The 16928-nt window shown below is 61.1% G+C and carries 13 protein-coding genes; 7 read left to right on the plus strand and 6 right to left on the minus strand.

Going from position 1 to position 16928, the window contains the following annotated elements:
• The first annotated feature begins 4 nt into the window (after positions 1-4).
• Both trmH and recG read left to right on the plus strand, forming a co-directional pair.
• Positions 5-700: a tRNA (guanosine(18)-2'-O)-methyltransferase TrmH gene (trmH, locus tag ACMGG9_RS23260; RefSeq protein ID WP_004931227.1), complete on the plus strand. Its 696-nt coding sequence runs from the start codon at positions 5-7 to the stop codon at positions 698-700.
• Entirely contained in the window at positions 697-2778 is a 2082-nt protein-coding gene (gene recG / locus ACMGG9_RS23265) for an ATP-dependent DNA helicase RecG (RefSeq protein WP_042785598.1), read from the plus strand. The genes trmH and recG overlap by 4 nt, the downstream gene beginning before the upstream one ends.
• A 42-nt stretch (positions 2779-2820) precedes the next feature.
• Here recG and gltS read toward each other — a convergent pair whose 3' ends face one another.
• Positions 2821-4032 (minus strand): sodium/glutamate symporter, encoded by a 1212-nt coding sequence (gltS, locus tag ACMGG9_RS23270; RefSeq protein ID WP_033645177.1) that lies wholly within the window; start codon positions 4030-4032, stop codon positions 2821-2823.
• 240 nt (positions 4033-4272) lie between these two features.
• On the opposite strand from gltS, the gene ACMGG9_RS23275 reads away from it, so the two are divergent.
• Positions 4273-5673 carry a nucleobase:cation symporter-2 family protein gene (locus ACMGG9_RS23275; protein WP_414161750.1) on the plus strand — a complete coding sequence of 467 codons (1401 nt, stop codon included), beginning with the start codon at positions 4273-4275 and terminating at the stop codon, positions 5671-5673.
• Positions 5674-5801: 128 nt separating this feature from the next.
• Positions 5802-7463 (plus strand): AsmA family protein, encoded by a 1662-nt coding sequence (locus ACMGG9_RS23280; RefSeq protein WP_414161751.1) that lies wholly within the window; start codon positions 5802-5804, stop codon positions 7461-7463.
• 38 nt (positions 7464-7501) lie between these two features.
• On the opposite strand, the gene fabY is transcribed toward ACMGG9_RS23280, so the two are convergent.
• The 5 genes from fabY to typA form a co-directional block, all read right to left on the minus strand.
• Complete coding sequence (gene fabY, locus ACMGG9_RS23285; RefSeq protein ID WP_004931235.1) at positions 7502-8449, minus strand: fatty acid biosynthesis protein FabY; 948 nt, start codon at positions 8447-8449, stop codon at positions 7502-7504.
• A 21-nt stretch (positions 8450-8470) separates the two neighbouring features.
• Positions 8471-8908 (minus strand): D-aminoacyl-tRNA deacylase, encoded by a 438-nt coding sequence (gene dtd / locus ACMGG9_RS23290; RefSeq protein ID WP_016929644.1) that lies wholly within the window; start codon positions 8906-8908, stop codon positions 8471-8473.
• Entirely contained in the window at positions 8905-9798 is an 894-nt protein-coding gene (locus ACMGG9_RS23295; protein WP_025304713.1) for a virulence factor BrkB family protein, read from the minus strand. The genes dtd and ACMGG9_RS23295 overlap by 4 nt, the downstream gene beginning before the upstream one ends.
• A gap of 51 nt (positions 9799-9849) precedes the next feature.
• Complete coding sequence (gene yihX, locus ACMGG9_RS23300) at positions 9850-10440, minus strand: glucose-1-phosphatase (protein ID WP_033652265.1); 591 nt, start codon at positions 10438-10440, stop codon at positions 9850-9852.
• 166 nt (positions 10441-10606) lie between these two features.
• Complete coding sequence (gene typA / locus ACMGG9_RS23305) at positions 10607-12430, minus strand: ribosome-dependent GTPase TypA (protein ID WP_004931243.1); 1824 nt, start codon at positions 12428-12430, stop codon at positions 10607-10609.
• Positions 12431-12800: 370 nt separating this feature from the next.
• Here typA and glnA point away from each other — a divergent pair, with 370 nt between their 5' ends.
• From glnA to glnG, 3 genes are all read left to right on the plus strand, one after another.
• A complete protein-coding gene (glnA, locus tag ACMGG9_RS23310; protein ID WP_033645173.1) occupies positions 12801-14210 on the plus strand; it encodes a glutamate--ammonia ligase in 1410 nt (469 codons plus the stop codon).
• A 194-nt stretch (positions 14211-14404) separates the two neighbouring features.
• Positions 14405-15454 (plus strand): nitrogen regulation protein NR(II), encoded by a 1050-nt coding sequence (gene glnL / locus ACMGG9_RS23315; RefSeq protein WP_004931246.1) that lies wholly within the window; start codon positions 14405-14407, stop codon positions 15452-15454.
• Positions 15455-15462: 8 nt separating this feature from the next.
• Complete coding sequence (glnG, locus tag ACMGG9_RS23320) at positions 15463-16875, plus strand: nitrogen regulation protein NR(I) (protein ID WP_033652266.1); 1413 nt, start codon at positions 15463-15465, stop codon at positions 16873-16875.
• Positions 16876-16928: the final 53 nt, after the last annotated feature.

The raw sequence follows: 16928 nt of genomic DNA on the forward strand, positions 1-16928 counted from the left end.
GCTTATGAGTCCTGAACGCTATGCGCGGATTTGTGAAATGCTCGCGACCCGGCAGCCGGATCTGACGGTCTGCCTGGAGCAGGTGCACAAGCCGCATAACGTCTCCGCCATTATCCGTACCGCCGACGCCGTCGGCGTGCATCAGGTCCACGCCGTGTGGCCCACCACCCGCATGCGCACCCTGGTCTCCTCCGCCGCCGGCAGCAACAGCTGGGTCAGCGTCAAGACCCATCGCACCATCGGCGACGCGGTCGGCCACCTGAAAGCGCAGGGCATGCAAATTCTGGCCACCAACCTGTCTGCGCGCGCGGTCGATTTCCGCGAGGTGGACTACACCCGGCCAACCTGCGTGCTGCTCGGCCAGGAAAAAACCGGCATCACCGAAGAAGCGCTGGCGCTCGCCGATCAAGACATCGTCATTCCGATGATCGGCATGGTGCAATCGCTCAACGTCTCCGTGGCTTCGGCGCTGATCCTGTATGAGGCGCAGCGCCAGCGGCAAAACGCCGGCCTGTATCGCCGCGACAACAGCATGCTGGACGAAGAAGAGCAGCAGCGTCTGCTGTTCGAAGGCGGCTATCCGGTGCTGGCCAACGTGGCCAAGCGCAAGGGGCTGCCGCGTCCACAGATCGACGAACAGGGCCAGGTGGTCGCCAGCGCCGAATGGTGGGCGGCCATGCAGGCGACGGTGCGCAAATGAAAGGCCGCCTGCTGGATGCTGTCCCACTCACCACGCTTTCCGGGGTTGGCGCCAGCCAGGCGGGCAAACTGGCCAAGCTTGGCCTCGACACCATTCAGGATCTGCTGCTGCACCTGCCGCTGCGCTACGAAGACCGCACCCGCCTCTACCCGATCAACGATCTGCTGCCGGGCATCTACGCCACGGTAGAAGGGGAAGTGCTGCGCAGCGACATCAGCTTTGGCCGCCGCCGCATGCTGACCTGCCAGATCAGCGACGGCACCGGCATCCTCACCATGCGGTTCTTCAACTTCAACGCCGCAATGAAGAACAGCCTGGCCACCGGCCGCCGCGTGACCGCCTACGGCGAGATCAAACGCGGCAACCACGGCGCGGAGATCATCCATCCGGAATACCGTATTCAGGGCGAAACCAGCGAGGTTGAGCTGCAGGAGTCGCTGACGCCGGTCTACCCCACCACCGAGGGGGTGCGGCAGGCCACGCTGCGCAAGCTGACCGACCAGGCGCTGGAGCTGCTGGATACCTGCGCCATCGCCGAACTGCTGCCGCCGGAGCTGAGCGGCGGCCTGATGAGCCTGCCGCAGGCGCTGCACACCCTGCATCGCCCGCCGCCGGACATCCAGCTGGCGGATCTGGAGCTGGGCAAACACCCGGCGCAAAAGCGTCTGATCCTCGAAGAGCTGCTGGCGCATAACCTCAGCATGCTGGCGGTGCGCGCCGGCGCGCAGAGTTATCAGGCGCAGCCGCTGCTGCCGGACGATCGGCTGAAAAACCGTTTTCTCGCCCAGTTGCCGTTCTCGCCAACCGGCGCGCAAACGCGCGTGGTGGCCGACATCGAAGCCGATATGCAAAAAGACTTCCCGATGATGCGGCTGGTGCAGGGCGACGTCGGCTCCGGCAAAACGCTGGTGGCGGCGTTGGCGGCGCTGCGCGCCATCGCGCACGGTAAGCAGGTGGCGCTGATGGCGCCGACCGAGCTGCTGGCCGAACAGCATGCCAACAACTTCCGCCAGTGGTTCGAGCCGCTGGGGCTGGAGGTCGGCTGGCTGGCGGGCAAACAGAAAGGCAAGGCGCGCATCGCGCAGCAGGAAGCCATCGCCAGCGGCCAGGTGTCGATGGTGGTCGGCACCCACGCCATCTTCCAGGAGCAGGTTCAGTTCAACGGCCTGGCGCTGGTGATCATTGATGAGCAGCACCGCTTCGGGGTGCATCAGCGGCTGGCGCTGTGGGAGAAAGGCGAAGAACAGGGCTTCCACGCCCATCAGCTGATCATGACGGCCACGCCAATCCCGCGCACGCTGGCGATGACCGCCTATGCCGATCTCGATACCTCGGTCATCGACGAGCTGCCGCCGGGCCGTACGCCGGTGACCACCGTCGCCATTCCCGATACCCGCCGCGCCGACATCATTCAACGGGTGAAAAGCGCCTGTCTGGAAGAAGGACGGCAGGCTTACTGGGTGTGTACGCTGATCGAAGAGTCCGAGCTGCTGGAAGCGCAGGCGGCGGAAGCCACCTGGGAAGAATTGAAAGCCGCGCTGCCGGAGCTGAAGGTGGCGCTGGTGCACGGCCGCATGAAAGCGCAGGAAAAGCAGGCGGTGATGCAGGCGTTTAAACAGGGCGAGCTGCAGCTGTTGGTCGCCACCACGGTGATCGAAGTCGGCGTCGACGTGCCGAACGCCAGCCTGATGATCATCGAAAACCCGGAACGGCTGGGCCTGGCGCAGCTGCACCAGCTGCGCGGCCGCGTAGGGCGCGGCGCGGTGGCTTCACACTGCGTGCTGCTGTACAAAACGCCGCTTAGCAAAACCGCGCAAACGCGCCTGCAGGTGCTACGCGACAGCAACGACGGCTTTGTCATCGCGCAGCGCGATCTGGAGATCCGCGGCCCGGGCGAGCTGCTCGGCACCCGCCAGACCGGCAGCGCCGAATTCAAGGTGGCGGACCTGTTGCGCGACCAGGCGATGATCCCCGAAGTGCAGCGCGTCGCTCGCCATCTCCATCAGCACTACCCGGAACACGCCCAGGCGCTGATCGAACGCTGGCTGCCAGAGAAGGCGCGCTACTCCAACGCATAAAAAAGGGCGCCGCAGGCGCCCTTCTCATGATGACTCGCGATATCACCCCACCGCCGGGAACACCGGCAACAGCAGATACAGCTTGATGACGATGGCGTTGGCGATATCGATAAAGAACGCCCCCACCATCGGCACCACCAGAAACGCCAGGTGCGACGGGCCGAAGCGATCGGTGATCGCTTGCATGTTGGCGATCGCCGTCGGCGTGGCGCCCATGCCGAAGCCGCAGTGGCCGGCGGCCAGCACCGCCGCATCGTAGTTCTTGCCCATTACCCGGTAGGTGACGAAGATCGCGTACAGCGCCATCACCAGCGTCTGTACGGCCAGGATCGCCAGCATCGGCAGCGCCAGCGAAGCCAGCTCCCACAGGCGCAGGCTCATCAACGCCATCGCCAGGAACAGCGACAGGCTGACGTTGCCCAGCACCGATACCGCCCGCTCGAACACGGTATAGAAACCGGTGAAGGCCAGCGTGTTGCTGAGGATCACCCCGACGAACAGCACGCAAACGAAGTTAGGCAGTTCAAACACCGTACCGCTCAGCAGACCGGCAATCAGTTGCCCCAGGCTCAAACAAATGGCGATCATGGCGATGGTTTCAATCATCACCAGCGAGGTGATCAGGCGGCCACTTTCCGGCTTCTCGAAGCCGCTCGGCTGCACGCTGTCTTCCGGCGTGCCTTCCGGCGTAGAGGAGTGTTTAACCAGATAGCGCGCCACCGGGCCACCGATCAGGCCGCCCAGCACCAGGCCGAAGGTGGCGCAGGCCATGGCGACTTCCGTCGCGTTTTCAAAGCCGTAGCGCTCGATGAACAGCTTGCTCCAGGCCGCCCCGGTGCCGTGGCCGCCCGACAGGGTGATCGAACCGGCGATCAGGCCCATCAACGGATCCAGTCCCAGCATTTTCGCCATGCCGATGCCGATGGCGTTCTGCACCAGCAGCAGCCCCAACACCACGAACAGGAATACCATCAGCGCTTTGCCGCCGGCGCGCAACCGCGCCAGGTTGGCGTTCAGGCCGATAGTGGCGAAGAAGGCCAGCATCAGCGGATCCTTCAACGACATGTCAAAGCTGATTTCCCAGTTGGCGAATTTTTTCAGGACTAACAGCAGGAGGGCCACCAGCAAACCGCCGGCGACGGGAGCGGGAATGGTATATTTTCGCAGCAGAGGAATGCTTCTGACGCACTTGCCCCCAAGGAGCAAAACCAGCGTCGCCGCGACTAACGTGCCATAAGTATCAAGATGAAACATCCAGGTACTCCATGTAAGGGAAAAGATCCAAATAAAAATAATAAGTTATAGAAAACCACGTAGTTTTTAAACTTGATGAGTGCAGGATTAGAAGTAAAAAACGCTGAGATGACAAGAAAAAATGAATGAAAATGCGACATAAACGGGAAAGTCGGCAACATAATATTTAGGCGCAACCGTTTGCTTTTGCGGGGCGGCGCATTAAAATGCCTGCTTTGCCGTATCTGGAAACGCCACACCATGAGCATGTCATCCTCCGAGCTTGATGCCGCACGCCAAACCGCCTCTGAACCCCGCGCCAGCGAACTGATTTATCGCCTCGAAGACCGCCCGCCGCTGCCACAAACGCTGTTTGCCGCCGGCCAGCACCTGTTGGCGATGTTCGTTGCGGTGATCACTCCGGCGCTGTTGATCTGCCAGGCGCTGGGTCTGCCGGCGCAGGATACCCAACACATCATCAGCATGTCGCTGTTCGCTTCCGGTCTGGCTTCCATTCTGCAAATCAAAACCTGGGGGCCGGTGGGCTCCGGGCTGCTGTCGATTCAGGGCACCAGCTTCAACTTCGTTTCGCCATTGATCATGGGCGGCCTGGCGCTGAAAAACGGCGGCGCCGACGTGCCGACCATGATGGCCGCGCTGTTCGGCACCCTGATGGTCGCCTCCTGCACCGAAATTTTGCTGTCGCGCGTGCTGCATCTGGCGCGCCGCATCATCACCCCGCTGGTTTCCGGCATCGTGGTGATGATCATCGGCCTGTCGCTGATTCAGGTCGGCCTGACCTCGATCGGCGGCGGCTATGCCGCGATGAACGACCACAGCTTTGGCTCGCCGAAAAACCTGCTGCTGGCCGGCGCGGTGCTGGCGGTCATCATCCTGCTGAACCGCCAGCGCAACCCTTACCTGCGCGTCGCTTCGCTGGTGATCGCCATGGCGGTCGGCTACCTGCTGGCCTGGGCGATGGACATGCTGCCCGCCGACGCTCCGGCGGCGCCGACGGCGGCGATTACCATTCCAACGCCGCTCTATTACGGCCTGGGCTTCGACTGGAACCTGTTGCTGCCGCTGATGCTGATCTTTATGGTCACCTCGCTGGAAACCATCGGCGACATCACCGCCACCTCTGACGTCTCCGAACAACCAGTTAGCGGGCCGCTGTACATGAAGCGTCTGAAAGGTGGCGTACTGGCCAACGGCCTGAACTCGATGCTGTCGGCGGTGTTCAACACCTTCCCCAACTCCTGCTTCGGCCAGAACAACGGCGTGATCCAGCTGACCGGCGTCGCCAGCCGCTACGTCGGCTTCGTGGTGGCGCTGATGCTGATCGCGCTGGGGCTGTTCCCGGCGGTGGCCGGCTTCGTGCAGCACATCCCCGAGCCGGTACTGGGCGGCGCGACCATCGTGATGTTCGGCACCATCGCCGCCTCCGGCGTGCGCATCGTGTCGCGCGAACGCCTGAACCGGCGCGCCATCATGATCATGGCGCTGTCGCTGGCCGTCGGCATGGGCGTCTCCCAGCAGCCGCTGATCCTGCAGTTCGCGCCGGACTGGCTGAAAACCCTGCTCTCTTCCGGTATCGCCACCGGCGGCATTACCGCCATCGTGCTGAACCTGGTGTTCCCGCAGGAACACGAGAAAAAGTAACCCGCCCATTGGCGTTCAAACGGCCGCTTGCGGCCGTTTTTTATTGTCTATCAGACCATTGCCCTTGAGATGCCCGGCCAATTGCGGCATAAACAGGGTATCTTTTTTGACCGATGCGGATGTAGACGATGAAATTTATCGGAAAGCTGTTGCTGACGTTGCTGCTGCTGATCGTGCTGGCGGTGGTGGTGCTGTATCTGGTGGGGCAAACCCGCTGGGCGGCAGGCCGTCTGAGCGCCTGGATCAGCGACAACAGCGAATACCGCCTGTCGATAGGAAAAATCACCCACTCGTGGAATCAGCCGGGCCAGATCGGTCTGGAAGACGTGCAGCTGGCGCGCAGCGGCCAACCTCAGGCGCTGGTCGCCAAACGCGTCGATCTCGGCCTCAGCCTGCGCCAAATCACCGAACCGCGCTATTTTTACAGCGTCACGCTGCGCGACGGCACGCTGAACGTGCAGCCACAGGCTGTTGCGCTGCCCGTACAGGCCGACGTGCTGCAACTGAGCAACATGGCGCTGCAGTCCAACGATAGCGAGTGGCAGCTCAACGCACAGCAGGTCAATGCCGGCATCACGCCGTGGCGCCCGCTGGCCGGCCATCTGCTGGGGGACAACAACCAGTTCCAGTTCAGCGCCGGTTCGATGACGCTGAACGGCATCCCCGCCTCGAAGGTGTTGGTGCAGGGGGAGCAAAAACAGGGCCAGTTGCTGTTGAACAACTTCGGCGCCGATCTGGCGCAGGGCGACCTGACCGGCGTGGCCAGCCGCGCCACCGACGGCAGCTGGCAGGTGGATCGCCTGCGGCTGAGCGGCGTGCGCATGCAGACCCCGATGACGTTGGCGGAATTCATGCGGCGCTTCACCGCTCTACCGCCGGTCACCCTCAAGCGTTTCGATCTGATCGATGCGCGCCTGGAAGGCAAGGCGTGGGCGGTTAACGATCTCGACCTGTCGCTGCAAAACGTCAGCGTCGAAAAAGGCGACTGGCGCAGTGAAGACGGCTCGCTCAACTTCAACGCCGGCGACGTGGTCAACGGCGGTTTCCACCTGATCGATCCGATCGCCACCCTGCGGCTCTCTTCCGCCGGCATCGCCATTCAGCAGTTCACCACCCGCTGGGAAGGCGGGCTGCTACGCACCTCCGGCAACTGGCTGCGCGCCGGCAAACGCCTGCAGCTGGATGAAGTGGCCATGGCGGCGCTGGAGTACACCCTGCCTATCGACTGGCGCGAGCTGTGGCTGAAACCGCTGCCGGACTGGATGGCGGAGGTGTACGTCACCAAGCTGACCACCAACCGCAATCTGATTATCGATATCAACCCGGCATTCCCGTTCCAGATCACCGCGCTGGACGGTTACGGCAGCAACCTGCTGCTGGCGCGCGACCACCAGTGGGGCATTTGGTCCGGTTCGCTGAACCTGAACGGCAGCGAGGCCACCTTCAACAAAATCGACGTGCGGCGCCCTTCGCTGGCGCTGAACGCCGACGCCAACCAGATCGCCGTCACCGAGCTCAGCGCCTTTATGCCCAATGGGTTGCTTGAGGCCAAAGCGACCGTCGATCAGCTGCCGGGCAAGCCGTTCCAGCTGACGCTGCACGGCCGTTCGGTACCGATCAACACCTTGCAGCAATGGGGATGGCAGCCGGTGCCGCTGACGGGTGACGGCAACCTTGAGCTGCAGTTGAAAGGGCTGCTGAACAGCGATGGGCCGTTCAAGGCCTCATTGAAAGGCAATCTGCAGGCCACCGCCGGCGACGGCCAAGCGGTGAACCAACAACTGCCGTAGTGCACTGCGCGGCCCGCCCTCAGGGCAGGGCCGCCGCCTTACTCCTCCAGCGCTTCAGAGCCGCCCTGATCCAACGGCACATCCGGCTCGGCCGGCAACACCATATAGGTGCCTTCGAACACTGCGCCCTTGTCCTCGTCACCGAACAGATGCACTTCGGCGTGTACGCGCGCGCGGCGGCCGCGCGCCAGACGCGCCAAATCGCCGCTCAGCGAGCCGAGATCCGCCACCGCCCGCGGCCTGCCGGTAATCGGTTTGCTGTAGCGAATGTGCGCATCCGCCAGAATGATGGTGCCGCCCAGATGTCGCTCGCGCAGCAGCAGCCAAATCAGCCCCCAGGCGGTCAGCGTCGCCAGTGAGAACAGGCTGCCGGCAAACAGCGTATGGTGCGGATTCTGGTTGCCGATCTCCGGCATGGTGGTGACGAAGCGCTGGCCGGTGTATTGGCTGATGCGCACGCCCATCTTTTCGCTCAGCGGGATGTGTTCATACCAGGCCTGCTGCAATTGGCCGCACCAGTCGGGGCGATGCAGGATATCGTCCAGCGTCGCCACCGGTTTGATCATCAAAAAATGACGGATCGGGGTGGTCTGCGGCGCGGTGATCTCGCCCTGATTGACGAAGCCCAGTTTGGCGAAGAAATCCACCGCGTCTTCACGGGCGCTGCACACCACCCGCTTCACGCCTTCCTGCCGCGCGACCGACTCCAGCGTCATCGCCACCAGCGTCCCCAGCCCTTTATCCTGCAGCGTCGGATCTACCGCCAGAAAACGGATCGCCGCCTCGTTGTCGGCATTGATGTACAGCCGCCCGATGGCGACGATTTTACCGGCCTCGTCCACCACCATTTGGTGATGGGCCATGGCGTCATAGGCATCCTTTTCCGAACCCACCGGCTGGTGCAGCGGCTTGCGCAGCATTTCCCAGCGAAACTGGTAATACTCCTTCAGTTCTTGCTCTGTTACGGGTACTCGTAGGTGATACATAGACGCCTGTTCTCCGAATGCTTAGACCTGTAGCCAGAATGTCACCGGACCATCGTTGACCAGCGCCACCTGCATGTCGGCGGCGAACTCGCCGGTCTGGGTCTCTACGCCGCGTTCGCGGCACTGGCCAACAAAATATTGATACAACCGATCGGCGACCAAAGGCGCGGCGCCGCGCGAGAAGCTGGGCCGCATGCCCTTCTGGGTGTCCGCCGCCAGGGTGAACTGCGAGACGACCAGCACGCTGCCCCCGGCCTGCTGGACGTTGAGATTCATCTTGTCGTTCTCGTCGCCGAAAATGCGGTATCCCAACACGCGTTCGCACAGGCGCTGCGCTTTTTGCTCGTTATCGCCCTGCTCCACGCCCAATAACACTAACAAACCGGGGCCAATCTTGCCTACCGTCTCGCCACCTACCGTGACGCTGGCGTTTAACACCCGTTGAATCAACGCAATCATTCCTGCTGCCCTTCTGGTTTTTGTTCCTGTTGCTCCGCCTTCTGCCGGCGGTAGTCGCGGTATTCGCCGATGGTCACGGTGATTTCCGCGCCGAGTAACACGATACACCAGCTCCAGTAGACCCACAGGAATAAAATCGGGATCACCGCCAGCACGCCGTAAATCAGCTGATAGGAGGGGAACATGGTGACGTACAGCGCGAATCCCTTCTTACCCAGCTCGAACAGCAATCCGGCCACCACCGCGCCAATCAGCGCGTCTTTGGGCGGCACGCGCACCGTCGGCACGATGCAATACAGCAGCCAGAAGGAGATGCACGACAAAATCAGCGGAAAGATGCGCAGCACCTGATCCACCAGGCCGTTGACGCCGGTCTGCGCCAGCCAGTTGAGCGACAGCAGGTAGGAACTGATGGCCATGCTGGCGCCCACCAGCAGCGGCCCCAGCGTCAGCACCATCCAGTACACGGCGAAGGAGAAGACGATCGGCCGTTTGTTCTTGCTGCGCCAGATGGTGTTCAGCACGCTGTCCACCGAGGAGATCAACAGCAACGCGGTAACGATCAGCCCGCAGGTGCCGACGGCGGTCATCTTGTTGGAATTGGCGACGAACTGTTCCAGGTAGTTCTGGATCACGTTGCCGGCGGCTGGCACGAAATTGGAAAAGATGAAGCTCTTCAGCTGTTCGCTGATGTCGGAAAACATCGGGAAAGCGGCGAACAGCGCGAACACCACGGTGACCAGCGGCACCAGCGACAGCAGGGAAACGTAGGCGAGATGGCCCGCCAACATCGTCAGGCCATCGTGGTCGATGCGTTGGTACAGCAGCCGTCCGAAGGTGACGCTTGGCTTAATCGCAGAAGGCAGCTTCTTGCGGCGGAAAAACGACATGGTCACTCCTTGATGTCCGTTGATACGCCTTAAGCTTAACGCGCCCTGCGCTCATTGAGCAAAATAGGCCGGCACCACGTCGCGATCGGTGACGTGCACCGTCTTGATCCCCAGCGCCTGCGCGGCGAGGACGTTCGCCGGGTGATCGTCAAAGAACACCACGTCGGCGGCGGCGGTGTTTTCCGCAGCCAGCACATGCCGGTAGATGTCAGCTTCAGGTTTGCGCATGCCGAGATCTTGCGACAAATAGAGATGATCGGCGGCGGCGGCCACTTCAGGATAGTGCTGCGGCCAGTAATTGCAGTGCAGACGGTTGGTGTTCGACAGCACCACCACCCGGTGACCTTCGTTGCGCAGGCGCTGCATGATGTCGATCACCTCCGGGCGCAGCGCGACGAATACCGCCTGCCAACCGGTGGCGAACTGCTCAAAGCTGAGCGCGATGCCCATTTCATCGCACAGTTTGCCGGCGAAGTCTTCATCGCTGATTTCACCGCGCTCATGCTGCTGGAACACCTCACCCATGGTGAAACGATCGGACAACACCGCCAACGGCGTGCCGCTCAAATTGCTCCACACGCCCAGCACACGCTTGAAATCGATATCGACGATCACATTACCTAAATCAAAGATATACAGCATAGTCCTCTCCTGATGGGCCGGTGAGATTTCACTGTAGCGGGAAAAGGAACAGCTGAACAGGGAGCGAACGGAAAAGCGCATAGCGCGCCGCACAAACGGGGAACAACAGAGGAAAAAACTCAGGGCGCGAGAGCCGCGCCCTAAGCATGAGACACTCAATCAGCGATTAAGCGTCTTTTGGACCGCGGCTGGCACGCTTACGATCGTTTTCCGTCAGGTGACGCTTACGGATACGGATCGAGGTTGGCGTCACTTCTACCAGTTCGTCGTCATCGATGAACTCCAGAGCTTGCTCCAGGGTCATTTTGATGGCCGGAACCAGGGTAGTCGCTTCGTCGGTACCGGAAGCACGCATGTTGGTCAGCTTCTTACCGGTCAGGCAGTTTACGGTCAGGTCGTTGGAACGTGAGTGAATACCGATGATCTGGCCTTCATACACTTCCGCACCGTGGCCCAGGAACAGCTTGCCGCGATCCTGCAGGCCGAACAGCGCGAACGCGACCGCTTTGCCCTGGCCGTTGGAGATCAGCACGCCGTTCTGACGCTGGCCCACTTCGCCCGGACGCACGTCGTCGTAGTGGCTGAAGGTGGAGTACAGCAGACCGGTACCCGAAGTCATGGTCATGAATTCGTTACGGAAGCCGATCAGACCGCGGCTTGGGATCACGTAGTCGAGACGTACGCGGCCCTTACCGTCCGGATCCATGTTTTTCAGGTCGGCTTTACGCTCACCCATCGCCTGCATCACGGAACCCTGATGCTGCTCTTCGATATCCAGCGTCACGTTCTCGAATGGCTCCTGCTTACGGCCATCGATTTCGCGGAAGATAACTTTCGGACGGGAAACCGCCAGCTCGAAACCTTCACGGCGCATGTTTTCGATCAGCACCGACAGGTGCAGCTCGCCACGACCGGATACGCGGAAGGCGTCAGCATCGTCGGTTTCTTCAACGCGCAGCGCCACGTTGTGCACCAGTTCTTTGTTCAGACGGTCAAGGATCTGACGCGACGTCACGTACTTACCTTCTTTACCGCAGAACGGCGAGGTGTTGACGTTGAAGAACATGGTTACGGTCGGTTCGTCGACGGACAGCGCCGGCAGCGCTTCTACGGCGTTGGTGTCGCAGATGGTGTCGGAGATGTTCAGCTCGCCCAGGCCGGTGATGGCGATGATGTCGCCCGCTTCCGCCAGGGTGCTGTCGATACGCTCCAGACCCAGGTGACCCAGCACTTTACCCACTTTACCGTTGCGAGTTTTACCTTCGCTGTCGATGATGGTGACCTGCTGGTTCGGCTTCACTTTACCGCGCTTGATGCGGCCGATGCCGATAACGCCCAGGTAGTTGTTGTAGTCCAACTGGGAGATCTGCATCTGGAATGGCGCTTCCAGCTCAACCTGCGGCGCAGACACGTGGTCGACGATCGCCTGATACAGCGGGGTCATGTCTTCTGCCATGTCGGTGTGGTCGACGCCGGCGATGCCGTTCAGCGCAGAAGCGTAGATGATCGGGAAGTCGAGCTGCTCGTCGGTCGCGTCGAGGTTCACGAACAGGTCGAACACCTGATCCACAACCCAGTCAGGGCGCGCGCCAGGGCGGTCAACCTTGTTGATTACCACGATCGGCTTCAGACCGTTGGCGAACGCCTTTTTGGTCACGAAGCGGGTTTGCGGCATAGGGCCATCCATTGCATCCACAACCAGCAGCACCGAGTCAACCATCGACATCACGCGCTCTACCTCACCGCCGAAGTCGGCGTGTCCTGGGGTATCCACGATGTTGATGCGGTAACCATTCCAATTAATGGCGGTGTTTTTTGCGAGGATGGTAATCCCACGCTCTTTCTCCAAATCGTTGGAGTCCATTACGCGTTCGGTGGCTTCCGCACGCTCTCCGAAAGTACCGGATTGTTGCAGCAGCTTGTCAACCAGGGTGGTTTTACCATGGTCAACGTGGGCAATAATGGCGATGTTACGCAAATTTTCGATCACAGCTTTGCCTCGGGCATTAGAAATAGCGCGCTATTGTACACGTATTAAGCGAGGGACTAAACAAGATCACAACCATCTCTTATAAACAACCGCGTACCGGTCAGTTTGTGATCCCTTTCACGGTGCAAAAAGCCGCAATCGTTGCACTTTTGCACCATTTCAGTGCCCACGCCCACCCTTATTGCACCACAATGGTGCAAATTATCGCTGATGGTGCATACTGTGTCTGGGTAAAACCCGCGCAGAAAGGCGATGAAAGCCTTTTTAAAAAGTTGGCACGCTTTTCGCTTTAGTCTTTTCAAGGCGAAAAAAAGCCAGTTCCACAGATTCGTTCCACGACGACGACAATGATAAACCGGGAGAGTTAAGTATGTCCGCTGAACACGTTTTGACGATGCTGAATGAGCATGAAGTGAAATTCGTAGACCTGCGTTTCACTGACACCAAGGGTAAGGAACAGCACGTGACTATCCCGGCTCATCAGGTAAACGCCGACTTCTTCGAAGAAGGCAAAATGTTTGACGGCTCCTCTATCGGTGGTTGGAAGGGCATCAACGAATCTGACATGGTGCTGATGCCGGATGCCAGCACGGCGGTTCTGGATCCGTTCTTCGAAGAACCTACGCTGATCATTCGCTGCGACATTCTCGAGCCGGGCACCATGCAAGGCTACGATCGCGACCCGCGCTCCATCTCCAAACGCGCCGAAGACTTCCTGCGCTCCTCCGGCATCGCGGACACCGTGCTGTTCGGGCCAGAGCCTGAGTTCTTCCTGTTCGACGACATCCGCTTCGGCAGCAGCATCCGCGGTTCCCACGTGGCCATCGACGACATCGAAGGTGCCTGGAACTCCGGCACTCAATACGACGGCGGCAACAAAGGCCACCGTCCGGCGGTGAAAGGCGGTTATTTCCCGGTTCCACCGGTCGACTCTTCGCAGGATCTGCGTTCCACCATGTGTCTGACCATGGAAGAGATGGGCCTGGTGGTTGAAGCGCACCACCACGAAGTGGCGACCGCCGGTCAGAACGAAGTGGCGACCCGCTTCAACACCATGACCAAGAAAGCCGACGAAATTCAGATCTACAAGTACGTGGTGCACAACGTGGCGCACGCCTTCGGTAAAACCGCGACCTTCATGCCGAAACCCATGTTCGGCGACAACGGTTCCGGCATGCACTGCCACATGTCGCTGTCCAAGAACGGCACCAACCTGTTCGCCGGCGACAAATACGGCGGCCTGTCTGAAACCGCGCTGTTCTACATCGGCGGCATCATCAAGCACGCCAAGGCGATCAACGCGTTGGCAAACCCGACCACCAACTCGTACAAACGTCTGGTGCCGGGCTACGAAGCGCCGGTGATGCTGGCCTACTCCGCCCGTAACCGCTCTGCGTCCATCCGTATCCCGGTGGTCGCCAGCCCGAAAGCGCGCCGCATCGAAGCCCGCTTCCCGGATCCGGCGGCTAACCCATACCTGTGCTTCGCCGCACTGCTGATGGCCGGCCTGGACGGCATCATCAACAAGATCCACCCTGGCGACGCCATGGACAAAAACCTGTACGACCTGCCGCCGGAAGAAGAAGCCGAGATCCCAAAAGTGGCCGGCTCGCTGGACGAAGCGATGGCCGCGCTGAACGAAGACCGCGAGTTCCTGACCCGCGGCGGCGTATTCACCGACGATGCGATCGATGCCTACATCGAACTGCGCAAAGAAGAAATGGACCGCGTTCGCATGACGCCACACCCGGTCGAGTTCGAACTGTACTACAGCGTCTAAGCCCTACCCGCGCCGTCTGCAAAGGCGGACGGCGCCCACAATTTTTGTTATCGCTTTTTTGTTGCCGTGGAAACTTTCAGCCCATCTTCGGATGGGTTTTTTTCTCCACCGTATTTTCTGCAAAACTATTCCATACCGCGCCGATCCCGGATGGAGTAGGATAGATGCACTAAAAAGGTGCAGGAGTCTGCTGTATGGCAACTGGCAAGCTGCCCGATGCTGGGCAGATCCTCAATTCACTCATCAACAGCATCCTGCTGTTGGATGACTCACTGGCGGTTCACTACGCCAACCCTGCGGCACAGCAGCTGCTGGCGCAAAGCTCCCGCAAGCTGTTCGGCACGCCGCTGCCCGACCTGCTCGGCTATTTTTCGCTGAACGTCTCTCTGATGCGTGAAAGCCTGCGCGCCGGTCAGGGCTTCACCGACAACGAAGTGACCCTGGTGGTCGATGGCCGCGCGCATATTCTTTCCCTGACCGCTCAGGCGCTGCCGGAAGGCTATATCCTGGTCGAGCTGGCGCCGATGGACAATCAGCGCCGCCTGAGCCAGGAACAGCTACAGCATGCCCAACAGGTGGCCGCCCGCGATCTGGTACGCGGTTTGGCGCACGAGATTAAAAACCCGCTGGGCGGCCTGCGCGGCGCGGCGCAGCTGCTGGCTAAAGCGCTGCCCGATCCGGCTCTGACCGAATACACCAAGGTGATCATCGAGCAGGCCGATCGGCTGCGCAATCTGGTGGATCGCCTGCTCGGGCCGCAGCGCCCCGGTCAGCACATCACCCAGAGCATTCATCAGGTCGCGGAGCGCGTCTGCCAGCTGGTGTCGCTGGAAATGCCGGATAACGTCACGCTGGTGCGCGACTACGATCCGAGCCTGCCGGAAATGGCCCACGACCCGGATCAGATAGAACAGGTGCTGCTGAACATCACCCGCAATGCGCTGCAGGCCTTGGGCGAGGCGGGCGGCACCATTACGCTGCGCACCCGCACCGCGTTTCAGATAACGTTGCACGGCACCCGCTATCGCCTGGCGGCGCGTATCGATGTCGAAGACGACGGCCCCGGCGTGCCGGCGCAGCTGCAGGACACGCTGTTCTACCCGATGGTCAGCGGCCGTGAAGGCGGTACCGGCCTGGGATTATCCATCGCCCGCAATCTGATCGATCAGCATTGCGGAAAAATTGAGTTCAACAGTTGGCCAGGTCATACCGAATTCTCGGTCTACCTGCCCATTCGTCAGTGAGGTTTGCAATGCAACGAGGGATAGTCTGGATCGTCGATGACGATAGCTCCATCCGCTGGGTGCTTGAGCGCGCGCTCACCGGCGCGGGCATGAGCTGCGCCACCTTCGAAGGCGGCAATGACGTGCTGGAAGCCTTGGCCACGCAAACTCCCGACGTGTTGCTGTCCGATATCCGCATGCCGGGCATCGATGGTCTGGCGCTGCTCAAGCAGATCAAACAGCGCCACCCGATGCTGCCGGTGATCATCATGACCGCGCATTCGGATTTGGACGCGGCCGTCAGCGCCTATCAGCAAGGGGCCTTCGACTACCTGCCGAAACCGTTCGACATCGACGAAGCGGTGGCGCTGGTCGAGCGCGCCATCAGCCATTATCAAGAGCAGCAGCAGCCGGTGCGCAGCCAGCCGGCCAGCGATCCGGCAGCGGACATCATCGGCGAAGCGCCGGCGATGCAGGACGTGTTTCGCATCATCGGCCGGCTGTCACGTTCGTCGATCAGCGTGCTGATCAACGGCGAATCCGGCACCGGCAAGGAACTGGTGGCGCATGCGCTGCACCGCCACAGCCCGCGCGCCAAGTCGCCGTTCATCGCCCTGAACATGGCCGCTATTCCCAAGGATCTGATCGAGTCCGAGCTGTTCGGCCACGAGAAAGGCGCCTTCACCGGCGCGAACCAAATCCGTCAGGGACGCTTTGAACAGGCCGACGGCGGCACGCTGTTCCTCGACGAGATCGGCGATATGCCGCTCGACGTGCAAACGCGTCTGCTGCGGGTGCTGGCGGACGGCCAGTTTTACCGGGTCGGCGGCTATGCGCCGGTGAAGGTCGACGTGCGCATCATCGCCGCCACGCACCAGAACCTGGAATTGCGGGTACAGGAAGGCAAGTTCCGCGAGGATCTGTTCCACCGCCTGAACGTGATCCGCGTACACCTGCCGCCGCTGCGCGAGCGTCGGGAAGACATCCCGCGGCTGGCGCGCCACTTCCTGCAGATCGCCGCCAAGGAGCTGGGCGTAGAGGCCAAGAACCTGCATCCGGAAACAGAAACCGCGCTGACCCGCCTGCCTTGGCCGGGGAACGTGCGCCAGCTGGAGAATACCTGCCGCTGGCTGACGGTGATGGCCGCCGGGCAAGAGGTGCTGATTCAGGATCTGCCGAGCGAACTGTTCGAAACCGCCGCACCGGAGAGCCCCAGCCACAGCCTGCCGGACAGCTGGGCCACGCTGCTGGCGCAGTGGGCCGATCGCGCGCTGCGTTCCGGTCATCAAAATCTGCTGTCGGAAGCGCAGCCGGAGATGGAGCGTACACTGCTCACCACCGCCTTGCGTCACACCCAGGGGCACAAACAGGAAGCCGCACGCCTGCTGGGCTGGGGGCGCAATACCCTGACCCGCAAGCTCAAAGAACTGGGCATGGAATAGGCGCTGAGGTTGATGATAAAAAACGCAGCCCAGCGCACAAAAAAACGCCAACC

The organism is Serratia sp. BNK-10 (assembly GCF_047456065.1).
Lineage (GTDB): Bacteria > Pseudomonadota > Gammaproteobacteria > Enterobacterales > Enterobacteriaceae > Serratia > Serratia ureilytica.

What these genes read in the sequence shown, in the direction of transcription:
- trmH (WP_004931227.1), top strand. Translation starts at nt 5, where the DNA reads ATGAGTCCTGAACGCTATGCGCGGATTTGTGAAATGCTCGCGACCCGG.
- recG (WP_042785598.1), top strand. Translation starts at nt 697, where the DNA reads ATGAAAGGCCGCCTGCTGGATGCTGTCCCACTCACCACGCTTTCCGGG.
- gltS (WP_033645177.1), bottom strand. Translation starts at nt 4,032, where the DNA reads ATGTTTCATCTTGATACTTATGGCACGTTAGTCGCGGCGACGCTGGTT.
- ACMGG9_RS23275 (WP_414161750.1), top strand. Translation starts at nt 4,273, where the DNA reads ATGAGCATGTCATCCTCCGAGCTTGATGCCGCACGCCAAACCGCCTCT.
- ACMGG9_RS23280 (WP_414161751.1), top strand. Translation starts at nt 5,802, where the DNA reads ATGAAATTTATCGGAAAGCTGTTGCTGACGTTGCTGCTGCTGATCGTG.
- fabY (WP_004931235.1), bottom strand. Translation starts at nt 8,449, where the DNA reads ATGTATCACCTACGAGTACCCGTAACAGAGCAAGAACTGAAGGAGTAT.
- dtd (WP_016929644.1), bottom strand. Translation starts at nt 8,908, where the DNA reads ATGATTGCGTTGATTCAACGGGTGTTAAACGCCAGCGTCACGGTAGGT.
- ACMGG9_RS23295 (WP_025304713.1), bottom strand. Translation starts at nt 9,798, where the DNA reads ATGTCGTTTTTCCGCCGCAAGAAGCTGCCTTCTGCGATTAAGCCAAGC.
- yihX (WP_033652265.1), bottom strand. Translation starts at nt 10,440, where the DNA reads ATGCTGTATATCTTTGATTTAGGTAATGTGATCGTCGATATCGATTTC.
- glnA (WP_033645173.1), top strand. Translation starts at nt 12,801, where the DNA reads ATGTCCGCTGAACACGTTTTGACGATGCTGAATGAGCATGAAGTGAAA.
- glnL (WP_004931246.1), top strand. Translation starts at nt 14,405, where the DNA reads ATGGCAACTGGCAAGCTGCCCGATGCTGGGCAGATCCTCAATTCACTC.
- glnG (WP_033652266.1), top strand. Translation starts at nt 15,463, where the DNA reads ATGCAACGAGGGATAGTCTGGATCGTCGATGACGATAGCTCCATCCGC.